The 17,536-nt window shown below is 71.4% G+C and carries 17 protein-coding genes; 12 read left to right on the plus strand and 5 right to left on the minus strand.

Features of this window, described 5'->3' with window-relative positions; all coding sequences use genetic code 11:
* The first annotated feature begins 151 nt into the window (after positions 1-151).
* On the plus strand, positions 152-1,378 hold the full coding sequence (locus C7C45_RS22760) for an epoxide hydrolase family protein (protein ID WP_110565713.1): 1,227 nt from the start codon (positions 152-154) through the stop codon (positions 1,376-1,378).
* On the plus strand, positions 1,379-2,320 hold the full coding sequence (locus tag C7C45_RS22765) for a redoxin family protein (protein ID WP_110565714.1): 942 nt from the start codon (positions 1,379-1,381) through the stop codon (positions 2,318-2,320). It begins immediately after the preceding gene.
* Here the strand turns inward: C7C45_RS22765 and C7C45_RS22770 are convergent.
* Entirely contained in the window at positions 2,307-3,191 is an 885-nt protein-coding gene (locus tag C7C45_RS22770) for a transglutaminase domain-containing protein (RefSeq protein WP_110565715.1), read from the minus strand. The two genes, C7C45_RS22765 and C7C45_RS22770, sit on opposite strands and share 14 nt — an antisense overlap.
* Positions 3,192-3,256: 65 nt before the next feature.
* Between C7C45_RS22770 and C7C45_RS22775 the strand changes: the two genes are divergently transcribed.
* The 4 genes from C7C45_RS22775 to C7C45_RS22790 all read left to right on the plus strand — a co-directional run bounded on the left by C7C45_RS22775 (position 3,257) and on the right by C7C45_RS22790 (position 6,203).
* The gene (locus tag C7C45_RS22775) at positions 3,257-3,844 is read left to right on the plus strand and encodes a GNAT family N-acetyltransferase (RefSeq protein ID WP_208641254.1); all 588 of its coding nucleotides are present in this window, start codon (positions 3,257-3,259) and stop codon (positions 3,842-3,844) included.
* Between the two features lie 174 nt (positions 3,845-4,018).
* Positions 4,019-4,891, plus strand: coding sequence for an AraC family transcriptional regulator (locus tag C7C45_RS22780; protein WP_110565717.1), 873 nt, complete (start codon positions 4,019-4,021; stop codon positions 4,889-4,891).
* Between the two features lie 20 nt (positions 4,892-4,911).
* Complete coding sequence (locus C7C45_RS22785) at positions 4,912-5,244, plus strand: PadR family transcriptional regulator (RefSeq protein WP_110565718.1); 333 nt, start codon at positions 4,912-4,914, stop codon at positions 5,242-5,244.
* On the plus strand, positions 5,238-6,203 hold the full coding sequence (locus C7C45_RS22790) for a hypothetical protein (RefSeq protein ID WP_146247376.1): 966 nt from the start codon (positions 5,238-5,240) through the stop codon (positions 6,201-6,203). The genes C7C45_RS22785 and C7C45_RS22790 overlap by 7 nt, the downstream gene beginning before the upstream one ends.
* Positions 6,204-6,213: 10 nt before the next feature.
* On the opposite strand, the gene C7C45_RS22795 is transcribed toward C7C45_RS22790, so the two are convergent.
* The gene (locus C7C45_RS22795) at positions 6,214-6,711 is read right to left on the minus strand and encodes an NUDIX hydrolase (RefSeq protein ID WP_110565777.1); all 498 of its coding nucleotides are present in this window, start codon (positions 6,709-6,711) and stop codon (positions 6,214-6,216) included.
* Positions 6,712-6,944: 233 nt separating this feature from the next.
* Between C7C45_RS22795 and C7C45_RS22800 the strand changes: the two genes are divergently transcribed.
* The 4 genes from C7C45_RS22800 (at position 6,945) to npdG (ending at position 10,449) form a co-directional block, all read left to right on the plus strand.
* Positions 6,945-7,148 carry a hypothetical protein gene (locus tag C7C45_RS22800; protein ID WP_088988287.1) on the plus strand — a complete coding sequence of 68 codons (204 nt, stop codon included), beginning with the start codon at positions 6,945-6,947 and terminating at the stop codon, positions 7,146-7,148.
* An 82-nt stretch (positions 7,149-7,230) separates the two neighbouring features.
* On the plus strand, positions 7,231-8,109 hold the full coding sequence (locus C7C45_RS35555) for a histone (RefSeq protein ID WP_110565720.1): 879 nt from the start codon (positions 7,231-7,233) through the stop codon (positions 8,107-8,109).
* A gap of 99 nt (positions 8,110-8,208) precedes the next feature.
* On the plus strand, positions 8,209-9,639 hold the full coding sequence (locus tag C7C45_RS22810; protein ID WP_110565721.1) for an RNB domain-containing ribonuclease: 1,431 nt from the start codon (positions 8,209-8,211) through the stop codon (positions 9,637-9,639).
* A 111-nt stretch (positions 9,640-9,750) separates the two neighbouring features.
* Entirely contained in the window at positions 9,751-10,449 is a 699-nt protein-coding gene (npdG, locus tag C7C45_RS22815) for an NADPH-dependent F420 reductase (protein ID WP_110565722.1), read from the plus strand.
* Between the two features lie 232 nt (positions 10,450-10,681).
* Here the strand turns inward: npdG and C7C45_RS22820 are convergent, their stop codons facing one another.
* The 3 genes from C7C45_RS22820 to C7C45_RS22830 form a co-directional block, all read right to left on the minus strand.
* Positions 10,682-11,986, minus strand: a complete 1,305-nt coding sequence (locus C7C45_RS22820; RefSeq protein ID WP_110565723.1) for an HNH endonuclease signature motif containing protein — start codon at positions 11,984-11,986, stop codon at positions 10,682-10,684.
* A 225-nt stretch (positions 11,987-12,211) separates the two neighbouring features.
* The gene (panB, locus tag C7C45_RS22825) at positions 12,212-13,057 is read right to left on the minus strand and encodes a 3-methyl-2-oxobutanoate hydroxymethyltransferase (RefSeq protein WP_110565724.1); all 846 of its coding nucleotides are present in this window, start codon (positions 13,055-13,057) and stop codon (positions 12,212-12,214) included.
* 246 nt (positions 13,058-13,303) lie between these two features.
* A complete protein-coding gene (locus C7C45_RS22830) occupies positions 13,304-15,061 on the minus strand; it encodes an NAD+ synthase (protein WP_110565725.1) in 1,758 nt (585 codons plus the stop codon).
* Positions 15,062-15,298: 237 nt separating this feature from the next.
* Between C7C45_RS22830 and glnA the strand changes: the two genes are divergently transcribed.
* Positions 15,299-16,648, plus strand: a complete 1,350-nt coding sequence (glnA, locus tag C7C45_RS22835; protein ID WP_110565726.1) for a type I glutamate--ammonia ligase — start codon at positions 15,299-15,301, stop codon at positions 16,646-16,648.
* 66 nt (positions 16,649-16,714) lie between these two features.
* Positions 16,715-17,407 (plus strand): helix-turn-helix transcriptional regulator, encoded by a 693-nt coding sequence (locus C7C45_RS22840; RefSeq protein ID WP_110565727.1) that lies wholly within the window; start codon positions 16,715-16,717, stop codon positions 17,405-17,407.
* Positions 17,408-17,536 lie beyond the last annotated feature (129 nt).

Consider the following 17,536-nt stretch of genomic DNA (forward strand, 5'->3'; position numbering starts at 1 on the left):
CTCGTATCGCCACGAGCCCGGGGTGCGGCGTTCTAGGCTCCGAGATATGGCGGCGGCGTGCCCATCTCGAATTGGCACATAAGTCCGGGCAGCGTCTTCACCCCATGATTTCCCCTCGCGAGGCGCAAACCTAGACGGAGAGGAAACACGCATGGCTGTCAAGACCAAGACGCGTCCAGGCACCACGGAGATTCGGCCGTTCTCGGTCGACATTCCCCAAGCCGACCTCGACGACCTGAAAAGACGCATCAAGGCTACGCGCTGGCCGGACAAGGAAACCGTCGACGACCAGTCGCAGGGCGTGCCACTCGCGACGATTCAGGCCGTCGCACGCTATTGGGAGAACGAGTACGACTGGCGCAAGGTCGAGGCACGGCTGAACGCCGTACCGCAGTTCATGACCACGATCGACGGGGTCGACATCCACTTCATCCACGTGCGCTCGAAGCACGACGACGCGCTGCCGCTGATCGTCAGCCACGGTTGGCCCGGATCCGTGATCGAGCAGATGAAAATCATCGAGCCGCTCACCGACCCCACCGCGCACGGTGGGAACGCGTCGGACGCCTTCCACCTGGTGATCCCATCGTTGCCCGGGCACGGTTTCTCCGGCAAACCCACCATGTCGGGCTGGAACCCGCAGAAGATCGCGACCGCCTGGACGGAGCTGATGAAGCGACTCGGCTACTCCCGGTTCGTCGCGCAGGGCGGCGACTGGGGTGCGGTCATCGTGGACCAGATGGGGGTGCAGGCGCCGCCGGAACTGCTCGGCATTCACACCAACATGGCGGGCGCGGTCCCACCCGAGATCGACAACCTGTTCCAGGGCGACGTCACCGCGGCGAACAACGCCATGGGTTCGCTGCCATCCGGTCTGTCCGACGACGAGATGCGTGCGGCCACCGAGTTGGACTACGTCTGGAAGCACGTCGCCTACGCCCTCATGATGGCGACGCGTCCCCAGACGCTGACCGGGCTGGCGGATTCTCCGGTCGGCCTCGCGTCCTTCCTGCTCGACCACGACGCGAAAAGTCTGGCCCTCATCGCCCAGGTCTTCGAGGGGGCCAAAGCGGGTCTCACCCGCGACGACATCCTGGACAACATCTCGCTGTACTGGCTGACGAACACCGCGGTCTCCGCGTCGCGTCTGTACGCGGAGAACAAGCTCTCGTTCTTCGCCGCGAAGGGCGTCAACGTCCCGGTCGCCGTGAGCGTCTTTCCCGACGAGCTCTACGAGGCACCGCAGAGTTGGGCCGAGCAGGCGTACCCCAACCTCATCTACTTCAACAAGCTCGACAAGGGCGGGCACTTCGCGGCCTGGGAACAGCCGAAGATCTTCTCGGAAGAGCTTCGCACCGCCTTCCGGTCACTTCGCTAGATGACCGCGCACCTGCCCCCGCTCAACGGGGCGGCCGAGTGGCTCAACTCCGAGCCACTCGGCGTCGCCGACCTGCGCGGCCGCGTCGTCCTCGTGAACTTCTGGACGCTGACCTGCATCAACTGGCTGCGCCAGGAGCCGTACGTCCGTGCCTGGTCGCGGGCCTACCGCGACGACGGGCTGGTCGTCGTCGGCGTGCACACGCCGGAGTTCTCGTTCGAGCACGAGATCGGCTGGGTGCGACGGGCGGTGGCGGCGCGATCGATCGACTACCCGGTCGCGGTCGACAACGACTACGCGATCTGGCGGGCCGTCGACAACCACTACTGGCCGGCGCTCTACTTCGTCGACACCGACGGTGTCATCCGCGACGAGCACTTCGGCGAGGGGCGCTACGAGCAGTCCGAGCGGGTTGTCCAGCAACTGCTCGGCATCGAGCGCGACCTCGTACCCGTCGAGGGTTTCGGGCCGGAGGCGGCGGCCGACTGGAACAACCTGCGTACGCCCGAGACGTACCTCGGTTTCAGTCGCGGCGAACACTTCGCGTCGCCGAACGGCGCCGCGCTCGACGAACGCCGCGTCTACGAACTGCCGGAGAGCCTCGGCCTCAACCAGTGGGCCCTGGCGGGCCCGTGGACGATCGGGTCGGAGAGCGTCGCGCTCGACGGGGCCGGCGGCAGCATCGCCTTCCGGTTCCACGCGCGGGACGCGCATCTCGTGCTGTCTCCCGGGTCGGGACAGCCGATCCCGTTCCGCGTGCTTCTCGACGGTGCGGCGCCCGGCCCGGCACACGGCGTCGACGTCGACGAAGATGGCAACGGCGTCCTGGAGGACGGCCGCCTCTACCAGCTCGTACGCCAGCACGACGCGGTCCGTGAGCGGACCCTGGAGATCACGTTCGGTGAGCCCGGCGCCGCCGCGTACGCCTTCACGTTCGGCTGACGCGAAGATCGACCGTGCTCACCGTGCCGGAGAGCGGCGAGATGCTGCGGACCTGAGCGCCGGGGCTTAGGCGGCTGTCGGTGACGTACCGGTCGGTGAGTGCCTTCTCCGCGGCCGCGTCGCCGTCGTCAGCGGCGAGCAGCAGCGCGGCGATCTCGTCGACGAGCGTGAGGTCGGCACCGGTGAGGTCGTCGGTCATCGCGCCGAAGCTGTCCCACAACAGCAACTCGTCCTTCTGCCGGTGGGCAAGCTCCTGTAGGACGTAGTCGTGGATGAACCAGGCACCGCGGATCGGCAGTTCCGGGCTCACGCCGTAGACCTCGGGGTCGATCGCCCCCGCTCGGTATGCCGACCACACCCGCGCTGCCGAGTCGAAGAGCCCGGCCTTCGGGTCGATGTCGTAGCCGTCGAACCCCCAGTCGCCGGCCGGGTCGACCTCCGGGTCGACCCAGACCCACCGGTGACCGTTCCAGTACTCCACCAGTACGTGATCGTGGTGCCAGCCGGGCACGAAGTACGAGGCGAAACCGACCCGGCTGCGGCTGGGAATGCCGTGCTGGCGGAGCACCGCCACCGAGAGCAGCGTGTGGTCCCGGCAGCAGCCGGCCACCCGGTCGATGGCCGGACGCTCGGCGGCCAGGGGCAGCGGAAATCGGGACTGGTCGGTGTCGAGGATGCGGTCCATCCAGCGGCAGTTCACCTCGTCGAGCCGGTCGTCGGGCAGCTCGACGCCGCCGGCCCGGTAGTGGACGATCACGTTGCGGGCGGTCGCCGCGACCGTGGGGATGTCGGCGGGCACCGCGTCGAGCAGCGGGGCGTGCCGACCGGGGTCGCTGTACGGGGAGTGCCTGCGGTAGTCGCCGAGGTCCATGAGACGAGTCTGCGGCCCACCAGGGGGTCAGGGTCAAGGTGCTTTTCGGGATAATGTCGGCTGTTATGACGATGCCCGAGATCACCATCGCCACCCCAGCGGACCGCGACGCGGTAGTAGGTTCACTGGTCGCCGCGTTCGTCAAGGATCCCATCCTGCGGTACCTGTTCCCCGACGAGGACACCTACCCGCGGTATGCCGCCATCTTCTTCGGGCACCTCTTCGACAGGCGGGTGCACCGGTCGTCGATCTGGACGATCGGCGGCGGCGCGTCCGTGGCCATCTGGGAGCCACCGGCCGAGCTGTCGGCTGACGTCCCGGCCGCCGGGCACGGGTCGCCGGCGGAAGCTCGATACCCCGCCGACGTGTTGGCCCGGGTTCAGGCCTACGACGAGACCGTGCACGCCGCGCTGCCGACCTTCCCGTTCTGGTACCTCGGCGTCCTGGGCACCCACCCCGACAGCGCCGGACGCGGCTGGGGTCGGGCCGTCATGCGGGCCGGGCTGGCTCGCGTCGCCGAAGAAGGCCTGCCGGCGATCCTGGAGACCAGCAACCCGGGCAACGTCGAGCTGTACCGCCGCGCTGGCTGGGAGGTGATCGGCTCCATGTCCGAGCCCGTGCACACCTGGTTCATGCAGCAGTCGCCGCGCTGAGCGCCGCTCGTCCTACGACACTGACGCGGCGAAGATGCGGGCGTAGATCTCGTCGATGACGTCGTTCTTCGCCAGGCTGTAATCGCGCCGACCCGACCGTTGCGGGCACCGGATGTCGGGTGAGCCCCCAGCCCCGCCGCCTAGCGTGACTGCTGGAAAGGGAAGGGGAACCGGGTGCTGGAGCGGCTCAACGAAGCCATGGCGTACATCGAGCGGCATCTCGATCAGCGGATCGAGGTGGCCGACCTGGCGCGGATCGCGCTGACGTCGGAGTACCACTTCCGACGGCTGTTCTCCGCGCTGGCCGGCATCCCGCTGTCGGAGTACATCCGTCGGCGTCGGCTCACCGTCGCCGGCGCGGACGTGTTGGCGGGGGAGCGGACGCTGCTCGACGTCGCGGTCCACTACGGCTACGGGTCGGCGGAGGCGTTCGCGCGGGCGTTCCACGCCGTGCACGGCGTGGGCCCCGGAGAGGCTCGACGTACGGGGGCAGCGTTGCGCGCCCAGCCCCGGATGTCCTTCCGACTCACCGTCGAAGGGAGCGGCAGCATGGAGTACCGAATCGTCAACAAGGACGCGTTCACCCTGGTGGGACGCAAGGCCCGCGTCCCGCTGGTGCACGAGGGGATGAACCCCGCGATCGTCGCGTTCATCCGGAGCATCGACAAGGAGACGACCTCGCGGATCGAGGCGCTCTCGGATCAGGAGCCGGTCGGGATCGTCAACGTCAGCGACAACCTCGCCGACAGCCGGGAGGAGGGCACCGAGCTGGACTACTGGCACGGGGTGGTCACGGGCGCCACGCCGCCGGAGGACCTGGACGGGCTGCCGGTGTCGGCCGGGACGTGGGCGGTGTTCACCACCTCCGGCGCGTTCCCGCAGGCGGTGCAGTATCTGTGGCGCGACGTGTTCACCCAGTGGTTCCCGTCCAACCCGTACCGCAGCCGACCCGGACCGGAGATCTCCCGGGTCCGGGTGTCCGCGGACGGCACCGAGGCGGACGCCGAGTTGTGGATCCCCGTCGAAAGGGTCCCCACCCCTATGTAGAGTTCCGATACAGTGGCCGGATGCGGATCACCATTCCAGTCGCGAAGGTGCTCGCGGTGCTGCTCGCCGAGCCCGACGCGCACCGCTACGGGCTGGACCTGATGCGGTTGACCGGCCTGCCCAGCGGCACCCTCTATCCGGTGCTGCATCGGCTGAGCGGGGCCGGCTGGCTGGCCGCCGACTGGGAGGCGATCGACCCGGTCGCGGCCGGGCGGCCGGCCCGCCGCTACTACCAACTCACCGCCGTTGGCGCGGCGCAGGCCCGGCGGGCACTCGCCGACCTGCGTGCCGCGATCCCCGACAGTCGTCCCTCGTGGGGCGGCGCCGAACCCACCGGGGCGCCGGCATGGTGAGCCGCCGGGCCGCCGAGCTGTTGTTGGCGCTGGCCGCGCGCCGCTGGCCGGCCGACATCCGAGACGACCTGCGCCGCGAGTGGGCCGCCGAGTTGCACGTGCTCGCCGAGACCGGGAGCCGGACGAAGATGCTCGGTTTCGCGGTGAGCCTCGCCGTCAGCCGGGCCGGCGCCCCGCTCGTCGACCGCAACCTGATGCGCGGTCGGGCCCGCCGTACCGCCGCCGCGTTGCTGCTGTCCCCGGTCGCGTGCGTCGGGATCGTGGTCGGCGGCGCGGCCGCCCTGTACCGGATGCAGATCTGGCTGGCGGGGGCGAACTGGTCGGACCAGGAGACGACGCTGATCTGGACGGCGCTCACCGTCGCGATGGCGGTGCTGCTGGCGGTGTTCGCCGCCCGATGGGCCCGGCGCACCGCACTCGACGGTCCGCTGCGCATCGCGCTCGGCGTGGTGCTCCCCATCGGTGCGGTCGCCGTCCCGCTCCTGTATGTCATCTACCCGGACGACCTGGCCCGCGGCGTACCCGGTCTGCTGCTCTGGTTGGCCGGCCTGATGCTGGCGCTCTGGGCCGCGGCGAGCCTCGCCGCCCGCGACCGACTCCGGGCGGCCTGGGGGGTGGGCGTCCTCGGCGCGCTCGCCGCCGCCGACCTCGCGGTGATTCTCGCCGTCGTCGACGCTGCTTCGGCAGGTGTCGGCGCTGGCCCGGTCGTCGGTGCGACGTCAATGGACAACGTCGACCGTGTCTCCGCGCCGCTGTGGCTCTTCGTCGCCTGGACGGACTGGAACATCGGCATACCTCGGCCCGCCGTCCCATGGGGGACCTTCGAGATCATCACCAACCATGTGCTGGTGGAACCGATGCTCTACCTGGCGTGCATGCCCTACGCGCTCGCGTACGCCATCCGGGCGGGCCGGTCCACGCCCGCCGCACCGGTCGTCCTCGCGCCCACGCCGATCTGATTCGCGTAGCTCAGTCGGGCACGTCGTCCCACGTCGTGCCCGGCTCCAGGTAACCGGTCAACGTGTTCTCGCGCAGCGCGTAGGCGATGACCAGCAGAGCGTGCTTGTCCAACTCGGGCAGCCGGTCCAGCGGGAACCACCGCACGGCCAGCGACTCGTCGTCGTTGACCCGGGCGGTGCCGGCCACCAGGCGGCACAGGAAGCCCAGGTTGAGGTATTCGCAACGGTCCCCGTTGGGGTAGGTGTGCGGGTGCGAGACGGCGCTGGACATCCGCACCGGCGCCACGTCCAGGCCCGTCTCCTCCCGCACCTCGCGGACCAGCGCGCTGGCCGGCTGCTCGCCCGGCTCGACGAAGCCGCTGATCACCGACCAGCGCCCGTCGTCGGCACGCTGACCGAGCAGCAGCTCCCCGGCGTCGTTGCGGACCACCGCGCTGACGCTGGGCAGCCAGAGCAGGTCGTGGCCGACGTGCTTGCGCATTGCCACGATGTAGTCCGGTACCGCCATCCGGCGATCATAGGCCGCGCCCCCACGGCCAGCGCCGACGCGCGGCGGCGTCGCGCGGGTCAGCCCGAGCAGGCGACGGTACGGCGGAAACACCATGCGCCGGAACTGCTGATTGCTTTGCCCCTATTTCGGTGTTTCGCTCCGGCGCGCGGCATGCATATCTACTGTGGAGAAGGTCGGCGACTTGCGCGATCCGGTGGCGGCCGGTCGGTTCCCAGTGCACAGTGATTCCCATGAGCGACAGCGGACGTGGTGGGCAGTTCTACTGGTGCACCCGGCACCACCGGGTCGAGACGGACGCCGACGTGTGCCCGGCAAAGCACGTTCTCGGCCCGTACGACTCGGCGGCCGACGCGGAGAACGCCCTGCAGCGAGTGCAGGAGCGGAACGAGGCGTGGGATGCCGAGGACGCTCGTTGGGCCGGGGAGGACAAGTAGGCGGCGCGGGACGGCCCGTGCCGAGGTATTTCGTGCTCCGCGAGGACGCACGCGAGAGCACGTCCCCAAGGAGGGAACCACGATGGCCGAAGCACAGCAGGCCACCACCCGCCCGGCCGCCCGACGCACCACCGCGAAGAAGACCGCCGCCGCGGAGCGGAACACGGCGGCGAGCCGGACCACTCCCGTCCGCAAGTCCACCGCGGGTGCGAAGGCGGCGAAGGCCCCGGCCAGGAAGGCTGCCGGCGGCGCGGGGCGCGCGCCGGCGAGGAAGACCACCACGGCGGCGACGAAGGCTCCCGCGAAGAAGGCCACCACCAAGGCCACCACGAAGGCGTCCACCGCGGCCAAGAAGGCACCGGCGAAGACGTCGACCGCCACCCGCAAGACGACCGCCACCGCCAAGCGGACCCCGGCGTCGACGGCGGGGAAGACCACCGCCGCCGCGAAGAAGACCACCGGTACGGCGAAGAAGACGGTGAGCGCGGCCAGGAAGACCACGACCGCGGCGGCGAAGAAGACCACCGCCGCGGCGAAGGCGTCAGCGCGTAAGACCACCACCGCGACGAAGGCCCCGGCGCGCAAGACCGCCACCGCGACCAAGGCGCCAGCGCGCAAGACCGCGACCAAGTCGTCCACCGTCAGGAAGACAGCGGTGAAGAAGACGGTCGCGACGAAGGCCGCCGCCAAGAAGGCGCCGGCGAAGAAGACCGCGTCCACCCGCCCCAGCGGCGGCGCCCGCAAGGCACCGGCGAAGAAGGCCCCGGCCGCGAAGGTGACGGGCACCTCCTCGACCACCGTGCGTAAGGCGGCGGCGAAGAAGGCCCCCGCGAAGAAGACCGTCGCGGCCAAGGCGCCGGCCCGCAAGGTGACCGCTCGTAAGTCGCCGGCCCGCCCGGTGGCCGCACGAGCCACCACCCCCCGGGGTACGCGCAGCACCGCCCGGAAGGCCACTGGCTGAGTAAGCGGGTCACGTCCACCCACCCGGTTGGTGGGCCGGTCGGATTTCTCGGCCGGTCACCGGAAGCGGATCACCCGCGGCGCTGTCAGGATTGACCCCGTGGTCATCCGACGCGTACTCGCGCCCCGCATCGACTTCGGCGCGCTGCGCCGCGAGCTCGGCCTGCCCGAGAGTTTTCCGACGGACGCTCAGCGTGAGGCCGACGAGGCTGCCGCCGCACCGCCCCGGCCGCCCGTCGACCGCACCGACGTACCGTTCGTCACGGTCGATCCGGCGACCTCCCGCGACCTGGACCAGGCGATGCACCTCGCCCGCCGCCCAGGTGGCGGCTACCGGGTGCGGTACGCCATCGCCGACGTCGCCGCGCACGTCACCCCGGGCGGCGCCCTGGAGGCGGAGACCTGGCGGCGGGGGCAGACCATCTACCTGCCCGATGGGAACGTGCCGTTGCATCCACGGACCCTCAGCGAGGGTGCCGCGAGTCTGCTGCCCGACGACGACCGGGCGGCGGTGATCTGGACCATCGACCTGGACGCCGACGGCGGCACGGTGGCCGTGGAGCTGGAACGCGCCCTGGTCCGCAGCCGGGCCAAACTCGACTACACCGGAGTGCAGGCCGCAGCCGACGCCGGTCGGCTACCCGACCCGATCGCGCTGCTGCCCGAGATCGGCGACCGGCTCACGGCCCGAGGGCTGCGGCGCGGGGCCATCAACCTTCCGCTGCCCGAGCAGGATCTGGAGCCCGACGGCGAGGGCTGGCGGCTGGTGCTGCGCGCGCCGGCACCGATGGAGGAGCACAACGCCCAGATCTCCCTGTTGACCGGGATGGCGGCCGCCGACATCATGCTGGCCGGCCGGGTCGGCGTGCTGCGTACCATGCCGGCGCCGAAACCGGAGGCGGTGCAGCGCCTACGGGCCGCCGCCGCACCGCTGGGCGTGCACTGGCCGGACGGCGTCCACGCGGGGCAGGTGATCGCCAACCTGGACGCGGCGCAACCACGCGCCGCCGCGTTCATCGACCAGGCGGCCGAGCTGATGCGCGGCGCCGCGTACACCGCATTCGACGGGACGCCGCCGGAGCACCCGGAGCACGGCGGGGTGGCAGCCGCGTACGCCCACGTCACGGCACCGTTGCGACGCCTGGCCGACCGGTACGCCACAGAGGTCTGCCTGGCCCTGCACGCGGGCCGGCCGGTGCCCGACTGGGCCCACGCCGCGCTGCCCCGGCTGCCCGAGGTGATGGCGAGCACCGACCGGACCGCGTCGGCGGCCGCCCGGGGCGCCGTCGAACTGGCCGAGGCGGTGTTGCTGGCGGACCGGGTGGGCGAGACGTTCGAGGCGGCCGTTCTGGACGTCGACGCCCCGCCCAACGGCCGGTCCCGCCCCCGACCGCCCGGCGGCACGGTAGCGCTGGACGCCCCGCCGGTACGCGGCCGATGCCTCGGGCAACTGCCGCTCGGCGAACGGGTCCGGGTCCGACTCGTCACCGCCGACCCGGCGGCCCGCACAGTCCTGTTCGAGCTGGCCTGACCCGGTCGCGTTTCCGCTGCCGGGTCCGGGCCTGGTCGGTCCGCCGGGGCAGCGGGGATTGTCACAGCGCTCGGCGCTCCTGCCGAGCTGGCGGTTTGCGAGGATGAACCCATGGCATACGACGCGAGCACGCTGCCCGACGTGTCTGAACTGACGGTCGGCATCATCGGTGGCACCGGCGACCAGGGGCGCGGTCTCGCCTACCGGTTCGCGCGGGCTGGGCAGACGGTGCTGATCGGCTCTCGGTCCGCTGAGCGGGCCGCCGAGTCCGCGGCCGAGATCGCCGCCCTGCCCGGGATTCCCGCCGACGGCAGCGTCACCGGTGCGGCCAACGACGAGGTGGCCCGCCGTAGCGACGTGGTGATCATCGCGGTGCCGTGGGACGGGCACGCCGCCACCGTCGCCGCCCTTGCCGAGCCGCTCGCCGGCCGGATCGTCGTCGACTGCGTCAACCCGCTCGGCTTCGACAAGCAGGGCCCGTACGCGTTGACCGTCGCCGAGGGCAGCGCCGTGCAGCAGGCCGCCGCGTTGCTGCCCGAATCCCGGGTCTGCGCGGCGTTCAACCACGTCAGTGCACCGCTGCTGGCCGACCCGGAAATCGACCGGATCGACCTGGACGTGCTGATCTGCACCGAGGACCGCGAGTTGGTCGACGTGGTCGGCGCGCTCGCCGCCCGGATCCCCGGAATGCGCGGCATCTACGCCGGCCGGTTGCGCAACGCCCACCAGATCGAGGCGTTCACCGCCAACCTGATCGCCATCAACAAGCGCTACAAGGCACACGCCGGCGTCCGCGTCACCGACATCTGACCAGCTCCCCAGCCCCGCCCACAGACCACGTGTGGTCGGCCGGCTGTGGCGAGATGGCGCTCCACGTGGCGAACCGGCGTGCCCGCGCCGCCGCTCCGGCGACTGCCGACGGCCCGAGGTGGATGCCCGCGTGGGCTCCCCGCCATCGCCTGGCTGCTCGGCTGTGGTGAGGGTTGTCCCGAGGTCGCCGCTCGCCGGCCCGACGCGGGTGATCGCTCTCTGCCGGTCGTTCTCATCTGCGTCGGTGGTAGTGGTTGCGGCGGGGGAGTTGTTCGGGGTCGAGCCAGGCGGGTGGGGTGAATTTGGGGTGGCCGTCGTTGGCGAGGTGGACGGTCCAGTCGCTGTGGTGGAGGTGGCGGTGGTGGTGGCCGCAGAGCAGGACCGCGTTAGCCAGACACGTCGGGCCGCCGTCGGCCCAGTGGTGGATGTGGTGGGCGTCGCACCAGCGGGGTGGTCGGTCGCAGCCGGGGAAGGCGCAGCCGCGGTCGCGTAGGACGAGGGCGCGGCGTAGTGGGCCGGTGATGAGGCGTCGTTGTCGGCCGACGTCGAGTGGTTGGCCGTTGCCGCCGAGCACGGCGGGGAGGATCGTGGCGTCGCAGGCAAGCCGCCGCACCGTTTCCGGGGTGAGGCGGAGGCCGGTGTCAAGGGTGCCGGTGTCGAGGACGCCCGCGTCGGGGGTGCCGGTGTCGGGGGTGCCGGTGTCGGGGGTGCCGGTGTCGAGTCGTCGGACGAGGCGGTCGTAGCTGGTGGTGACGACGATCTGCGCGGGTTCGCCGCCGTGTTCGGGTAGCTCGCCGGTGCGCAGGCTGAGCCGGCAGAGGTCGGCGAGGGCGTCGTGGCGGCGTTGCCCGGGGGAGCGCTGGTCGTCAGGCCCGGATGGTGCGGTCAGCGGGTCGATGGCGGCGCGCAGCAGGCCGGCGGTCTCGGCGTCGAGGGTGCCGGTGAGTCGCAGGCGGCCGCTGGTCTGCTCGGAGATCGTGAGGTGTCGGTCGTGGGTGGTGCGGGCGGCGTCGGCTTGCAGGGCGGCTGCGGCGTCGGCGATGTCGGGGGCGACGTGGTCGAGGATGCGGGTGCCGAGTTTGCGCAGCAGGGTGGGGTCGAACTGCCCGGCCCAGTCGACGAGCACACCGACGGCCTTGTCGGCGGCCTCCGGGCCGGCGGCGGTGTGCACGGTGGTGACGGTGTCGGCGATGACCCGGGCCTGGTCGAGGGTGATGTCGGCGTTGGTCAGCGCTTGTCGTACCCCTGGGTTGCCGGTGTCGAGCGCGGTGGCGAGGTCGACGAGCCGGCGGGCGGCGGGGACGGTGAGCCGGAGCCGGTCGCGCAGCCAGACCGCAGTGCTGGAGGCGCCCTGGGCGCGGGCGGTGCCGCGGCCGTCGAGCTCGCGGACCAGGGCAAGAGTGGTGTCGGCGAGGCGTTGCTGCAGGCGGTGCGCGGCGTCGAGCGCGGCGATCAGCTCGTGCTCGGCCAGGGCCCAGGTGGCGGCGTCGACGCAGGCGGCGACGGCGTCGTCTGCCTGCGCCAACTCCTCGACCATGACCCGAGATTAGAACACACGTACGACAAATTCAGTTGTCGTGATCGATCGGCCGCTCGCCGCCAGCTTGGGCGGCGGGGCCGGCCGGTCACACGGGAACATCCGTGGCCGACGGCCCTGCCGCTGCAGCTCCAGGGCCTGTTTCACAAGAACTGGCCGGCCTGCGGCGGACCCGGATAACCGCCCCGACTCCGCCTCGGCTCGACCGTCCTTATGAAACCTGCTCTAGAAGGTGTGCTCGGCGGTCGGGAACTCGCCGCCTCGGACCTCGTCGGCGAAACGGCGGGTGGCATCGGTGAGGGCGCCGGCCAGGTCCGCGTACCGCTTGACGAAGCGCGGCGCCTTGCCGGTGCGCAATCCGGCCATGTCCTGCCAGACCAGCACCTGCGCATCGGTGTCCGGGCCGGCGCCGATGCCGACCGTGGGGATCGGCAGTTCGTGGGTGATCCGCTTGGCCACCTCGCCGGGCACCATTTCCAGCACCACCGCGAACGCGCCCGCCTCCAGCACCGCCCGTGCGTCGGCGAGCACCTCGTCGGCCGTGTCGCCCCGGCCCTGGACGCGGTAGCCGCCCAGCGTGTGTTCGCTCTGCGGGGTGAATCCGATGTGCGCCATCACCGGAATGCCGGCACCGACGATCGCGGCGATCTGCGCCGCGCAGCGGCGGCCACCCTCCAGTTTAACCGCGTGGCAGCCGCCCTCCTTCATGAACCGGACGGCGGTGCGCAGCGCCTGGGCCGGGCCCTCCTCGTACGAGCCGAACGGCAGGTCACCGACGACCAGTGCCTGCCGGGTCGCCCGCACCACGGCCCGCACCAGCGGGAGCAGTTCGTCGGCGGTGACCGGCAGTGTCGTCTCGTAGCCGAAGACGTTGTTCGCGGCCGAGTCGCCGACCAGCAGCACCGGGATGCCGGCCTGGTCGAAGATCGACGCCGTGTACTGGTCGTACGAGGTGAGCATCGGCCACCGTTCGCCGCGCTCCTTGGCGGCGATCAGGTCGCGGGTGCGGACCCGACGGGTGGCCGGTCCGCCGTACAGCGCGGTCACCTCGTTCGGAGTGGACTCCACCATCTCTGTCTCCCTTCCTCGAGGCCGCCTGCGCGGTCCCCGGGTTCTGTCGCGATCGTCGCACCGCAGGACGGGGTGACGGCAGAGCCCAGTGCAGGATGTCACTCCCCGGCGAGGCCGCAGGAAAGCCCGGCGAGGCCGCCGCGGAAGCCCGACGAGGCCGCCGCGGAAGCCACGGCGAGGCCGCTGCGAGCGGTCCGCGCGGCGGCGCCGGGCCGTCCCACCGACCCGACGCCCCACGGGTACGGCTCAGCCGTGCTCGCGCCACCGGTTGGTGATCGGCAGGCGGCGGTCCCGGCCGAACGCCTTCATGGAGATCTTCGTGCCCGGCGCCGACTGCCGCCGCTTGTACTCGGCGGTATCCACCAGCCGCAGCACCTTGTCCACCACCGCCGGGTCGTGACCCGACTCGACCAGCCCGTCGCGGCCGAGGTCGCCGTCGACGTACCCGATCAGGATCGGGTCGAGTACGTCGTAGTCGGGCAGGTTGTCGCTGTCGAGTTGGCCCGGGCTCAGCTCGGCGCTCGGTGGCTTGCCGATCGAGTTCTCCGGGATCGGGGCGGCCTCACCGCGCCGTTCCGCGTCCCTGTTGCGCCACTTCGCGAGTCGCCAGATCAGCGTCTTCCAGACGTCCTTGACCGGGTTGAAGCCGCCCACCGAGTCGCCGTACAGGGTGGAGTAACCGACCGCCAGCTCGCTCTTGTTGCCGGTGGTCAGCACCAGGTGGCCCTCCTGGTTCGACAGCGCCATCAGGATCACGCCGCGAACCCTGGCCTGCAGGTTCTCCACGGCCACCCCGGACAGCGACAGGTTGGCCAGGAAACCGTCCACCATCGGTTGGATGGGCTCGACGCGGTAATCCAGGCCGGTGCGCTTGGCCAGGTCGGCCGCGTCCTCCCGGGAGTGCTCGGAGGAGTGCTGGCTGGGCAGCGACACCCCGACCACCCGGTCCGGTCCCAGCGCGTCGACGGCCAGCGCGGCCACCACCGCCGAGTCGATGCCGCCGGAGAGACCGAGCACCACCGACGGGAAACGGTTCTTGTTGACGTAGTCGCGCAGGCCGAGCACCAGCGCCTGCCACACCTCGGCCTCGTCGGCCACCGGCTCGATCATCCCGCCGGTGGCGGCCGGGCCGGACGGCGCGGGCGGAATGCCGTCCAACGCGCTGCGGACGACCCGCATGCCGTCCGCGACGGTCTCCGTGGTCGTCGCGGCGGTGGCGGCCGGAAGCTCGACGTCGTGCACGAGCAGGTGCTCGACGAACTGCGGGGCCCGGGTGAGCAGCTCACCGTCGGCGCTCACGATCATCGAGTCGCCCTCGAAGACCAGCTCGTCCTGCCCGCCGATCATGTTGACGTACGCGATGGCGGCGCCCGCCTCGGCGGCCCGGCGGCGGACCAGCGGCAACCGGATGTCGTCCTTGTTCAGCTCGTACGGCGAGCCGTTGATGTTGACCACCAGGCCGACGCCGGCCTGCCGGGCGGCGGCGAACGGGCCGCCGGCCTGCCACAGGTCCTCGCAGATGGTCAGCGCGACGTCCACGCCGCCGATCCGCACCACGGTCAGGGTGTCGCCGGAGATGAAGTACCGGTCCTCGTCGAAGACCCCGTAGTTGGGCAGGTGGTGCTTGAAGTAGCGGGCGGCAACGACGCCCCGGTGCAGCAGCGCGGCGGCGTTGCGGGCGCCCCGGCCGGGCTCGGCGTCCCCGCTGACCTGCGGCGGCCCGTCGGCGTCCAGGTAGCCGACCACCACCGGCAGCTCGCCGAGGCCGTCGGCGGCGAGGTCGGCCGCGAGCCGTTCCAGGGCGGCCCGGGACGCGGCCACGAAGGAGCGCCGGAAGACCAGGTCCTCGACCGGGTAACCGGTGAGCATCATTTCCGGGAAGAGCACCAGCTGGGCACCGGCATCGGCAGCCTGGCGAGTCCAGCTGCGGACCAGGTCGGCATTTCCGGCGAGGTCGCCGACGCTCGGGTTGACCTGGGACAGGGCGAGACGCAGGGTGGGCATGTCCTCATCTTGCCCCAGCCTCCCGGGCGGAATCCTTACCCTCGGACGAGATGGCCGCCACGCTGCGGCGGCGCGCGCTCGCCGACGGCGGGGCAGGCGCACGCCGGGCGGGATGCGAGGGGACGGCCGGCGACAGTTCGCGTAACGTCTGCGTAACCAGGCCCGGTAAGACTGGGCGATCAGGTCGGGCGCAGCCCGGCCAAGGCGGACAGCAGAGTGTCGCGAGGGGTTGGGGAAGTGGACCGTCAGCAGGAGTTCGTCCTCCGGACGCTGGAAGAGCGGGACATCCGGTTCGTCCGGCTGTGGTTCACCGACGTGCTGGGCACGCTCAAGAGCGTCTCGGTCGCCCCCGCCGAGTTGGAGGCGGCCTTCGAAGAGGGCATCGGCTTCGACGGCTCGGCGATCGAGGGCTTCGCTCGGGTCTTCGAATCGGACATGGTGGCCATGCCCGACCCGACCACCTTCCAGGTGTTCCCCTTCGAGGGTGGGGTCAGCGGCGAGAGCGCCCGGATGTTCTGCGACATCCTGCTGCCCGATGGCGGTCCCTCCTGGGCCGACCCCCGGCACGTGCTGCGCCGCGCGCTGTCCAAGGCCGCCGAGAAGGGCTTCACCTTCTACACCCACCCCGAAATCGAGTTCTTCCTGCTGGAGAACGGCCCGCAGGACGGCTCGGTGCCCACCCCGGTCGACACCGGTGGCTACTTCGAGCACACCACGCACGCCGTGGCTCGGGACTTCCGCCGCCAGGGCGTGCTGGCACTGGAGCGCATCGGCATCTCGGTGGAGTTCAGCCACCACGAGGTCGCGCCCGGCCAGCAGGAGATCGACCTGCGCTACGCCGACGCGCTCACCACCGCCGACAACATCATGACCTTCCGGCACGTGGTCAAGGAGGTGGCGCTCTCCACCGGTGTGCAGGCCAGCTTCATGCCGAAGCCGTTCACCGACCAGCCGGGCAGTGGCATGCACACCCACCTGTCGCTGTTCGAGGGGGAGCGCAACGCCTTCCACGACGGCGGCGACCCGATGAAGCTGTCCAAGGTGGCGAAGTCGTTCATCGCCGGCCTCCTGGTGCACGCCCGGGAATACACGGCGGTCACCAACCAGTGGGTCAACTCGTACAAGCGGCTCTTCCCGCAGGCCCTGCCGGACCGGATCACCGAGAGCCCCGCGTACGTCTGCTGGGGTCACCTCAACCGGTCCGCGCTGGTCCGGGTCCCCGCGTACGGCAAGCCCAACTCGGCCCGGGTCGAGGTCCGCTCGCCGGACTCGGCGGCCAACCCGTACCTGGCCTTCGCGGTGCTGCTCGGTGCCGGCATGAAGGGCATCGAGGAGGGGTACGAGCTGCCGCCGGGCGCCGAGGACGACGTCTGGTCGCTGACCAGCGCGGAGCGGCGTGCCATGGGCTACGAAGCGCTGCCGGAGAACCTCGCCGAGGCGATCGACGTGATGGCCGGTTCCGAACTGGTCGCCGAGGTGCTCGGCGAGCACGTCTTCGACTTCTTCCTGCGCAACAAGCGGGCCGAGTGGGAGCAGTACCGCCGTGAGGTCACCCCGTACGAGCGGCAGCGCTACCTGGCGCTGTAGCCGCAGGGGCTGACGCTCGCGCGCTGCCGCTGCCGGTCGTCGTACCCCGGCCGTAGCGTGCCGGGCATGAACCGCACGGACCGCCTCTACGCGCTGGTCGAGGAGCTGCGGGCGGTGTCGCCACGGCCGCGCAGCGCCCGCTGGCTGGCCACGCGCTTCGAGGTGAGCAGCCGGACCATCGAACGGGACATCGGCGCGCTACAGGAAGCCGGGGTGCCGATCTGGGCCGAGCCAGGGCGCACCGGCGGCTACGTCCTGGACCGCGCCCGCACGCTGCCTCCGGTCAACCTGACCGCCGCCGAGGCGGTGGCGATGGCCGTGGCGCTGCACCGGCTCGCCGGCACCCCGTTCGCCGGGCCGGGCACCACCGCGTTACGCAAACTGGTGGCGGTGCTGCCGGCGGCCGACGCCGCCGAGGCGCACCGGCTCGCCGGCCGCGTACACCTGATCGGCGACGGGCCGGCCACGCCCGTCCCGGCCAGCGTCGCCGACGCGGTCGCCGCGCGGCGCGTGCTGCGCATCGGGTACGCCGACCGCGCCGGCGCCGCCTCGATCCGTGACGTCGAGCCGCTCGGTTACCTCGGCAATGCCCGACACTGGTACCTGCTCGCCTGGTGCCGACTGCGCGACGAGCTGCGGTGTTTCCGCACCGACCGGATCCGGAGCGTCCGGGCGCTGCCCGACGTGGTGGTCCGGGAGTTCCGCCCGACGGATCTCGACATCCCGCACGAACGGGTCCGCCCGCTGAGCCTGGTCTGAGACGTGTCGGCGCGGGTCCTGAGTGGCCCGGCCGGGAGGAACTCCGCCGGGTGATCCGGAAACACCGACAGGACGCTGTCGTGGACGCCCCCGAGACTGCTCCAGACGACGGCCGTACGGCCGGCACGG

The sequence above is a fragment of the Micromonospora arborensis genome, assembly GCF_003205615.1.
Taxonomy (GTDB): domain Bacteria; phylum Actinomycetota; class Actinomycetes; order Mycobacteriales; family Micromonosporaceae; genus Micromonospora; species Micromonospora arborensis.

Coding starts and splice junctions, on each gene's coding strand:
- C7C45_RS22760 (WP_110565713.1), top strand. CDS start 152: ATGGCTGTCAAGACCAAGACGCGTCCAGGCACCACGGAGATTCGGCCG.
- C7C45_RS22820 (WP_110565723.1), bottom strand. CDS start 11,986: ATGGTCGAGGAGTTGGCGCAGGCAGACGACGCCGTCGCCGCCTGCGTC.
- C7C45_RS22795 (WP_110565777.1), bottom strand. CDS start 6,711: ATGGCGGTACCGGACTACATCGTGGCAATGCGCAAGCACGTCGGCCAC.
- C7C45_RS22830 (WP_110565725.1), bottom strand. CDS start 15,061: ATGCCCACCCTGCGTCTCGCCCTGTCCCAGGTCAACCCGAGCGTCGGC.
- C7C45_RS35555 (WP_110565720.1), top strand. CDS start 7,231: ATGGCCGAAGCACAGCAGGCCACCACCCGCCCGGCCGCCCGACGCACC.
- C7C45_RS22790 (WP_146247376.1), top strand. CDS start 5,238: ATGGTGAGCCGCCGGGCCGCCGAGCTGTTGTTGGCGCTGGCCGCGCGC.
- C7C45_RS22785 (WP_110565718.1), top strand. CDS start 4,912: ATGCGGATCACCATTCCAGTCGCGAAGGTGCTCGCGGTGCTGCTCGCC.
- C7C45_RS22775 (WP_208641254.1), top strand. CDS start 3,257: ATGACGATGCCCGAGATCACCATCGCCACCCCAGCGGACCGCGACGCG.
- C7C45_RS22770 (WP_110565715.1), bottom strand. CDS start 3,191: ATGGACCTCGGCGACTACCGCAGGCACTCCCCGTACAGCGACCCCGGT.
- panB (WP_110565724.1), bottom strand. CDS start 13,057: ATGGTGGAGTCCACTCCGAACGAGGTGACCGCGCTGTACGGCGGACCG.
- npdG (WP_110565722.1), top strand. CDS start 9,751: ATGGCATACGACGCGAGCACGCTGCCCGACGTGTCTGAACTGACGGTC.
- C7C45_RS22840 (WP_110565727.1), top strand. CDS start 16,715: ATGAACCGCACGGACCGCCTCTACGCGCTGGTCGAGGAGCTGCGGGCG.
- C7C45_RS22800 (WP_088988287.1), top strand. CDS start 6,945: ATGAGCGACAGCGGACGTGGTGGGCAGTTCTACTGGTGCACCCGGCAC.
- C7C45_RS22765 (WP_110565714.1), top strand. CDS start 1,379: ATGACCGCGCACCTGCCCCCGCTCAACGGGGCGGCCGAGTGGCTCAAC.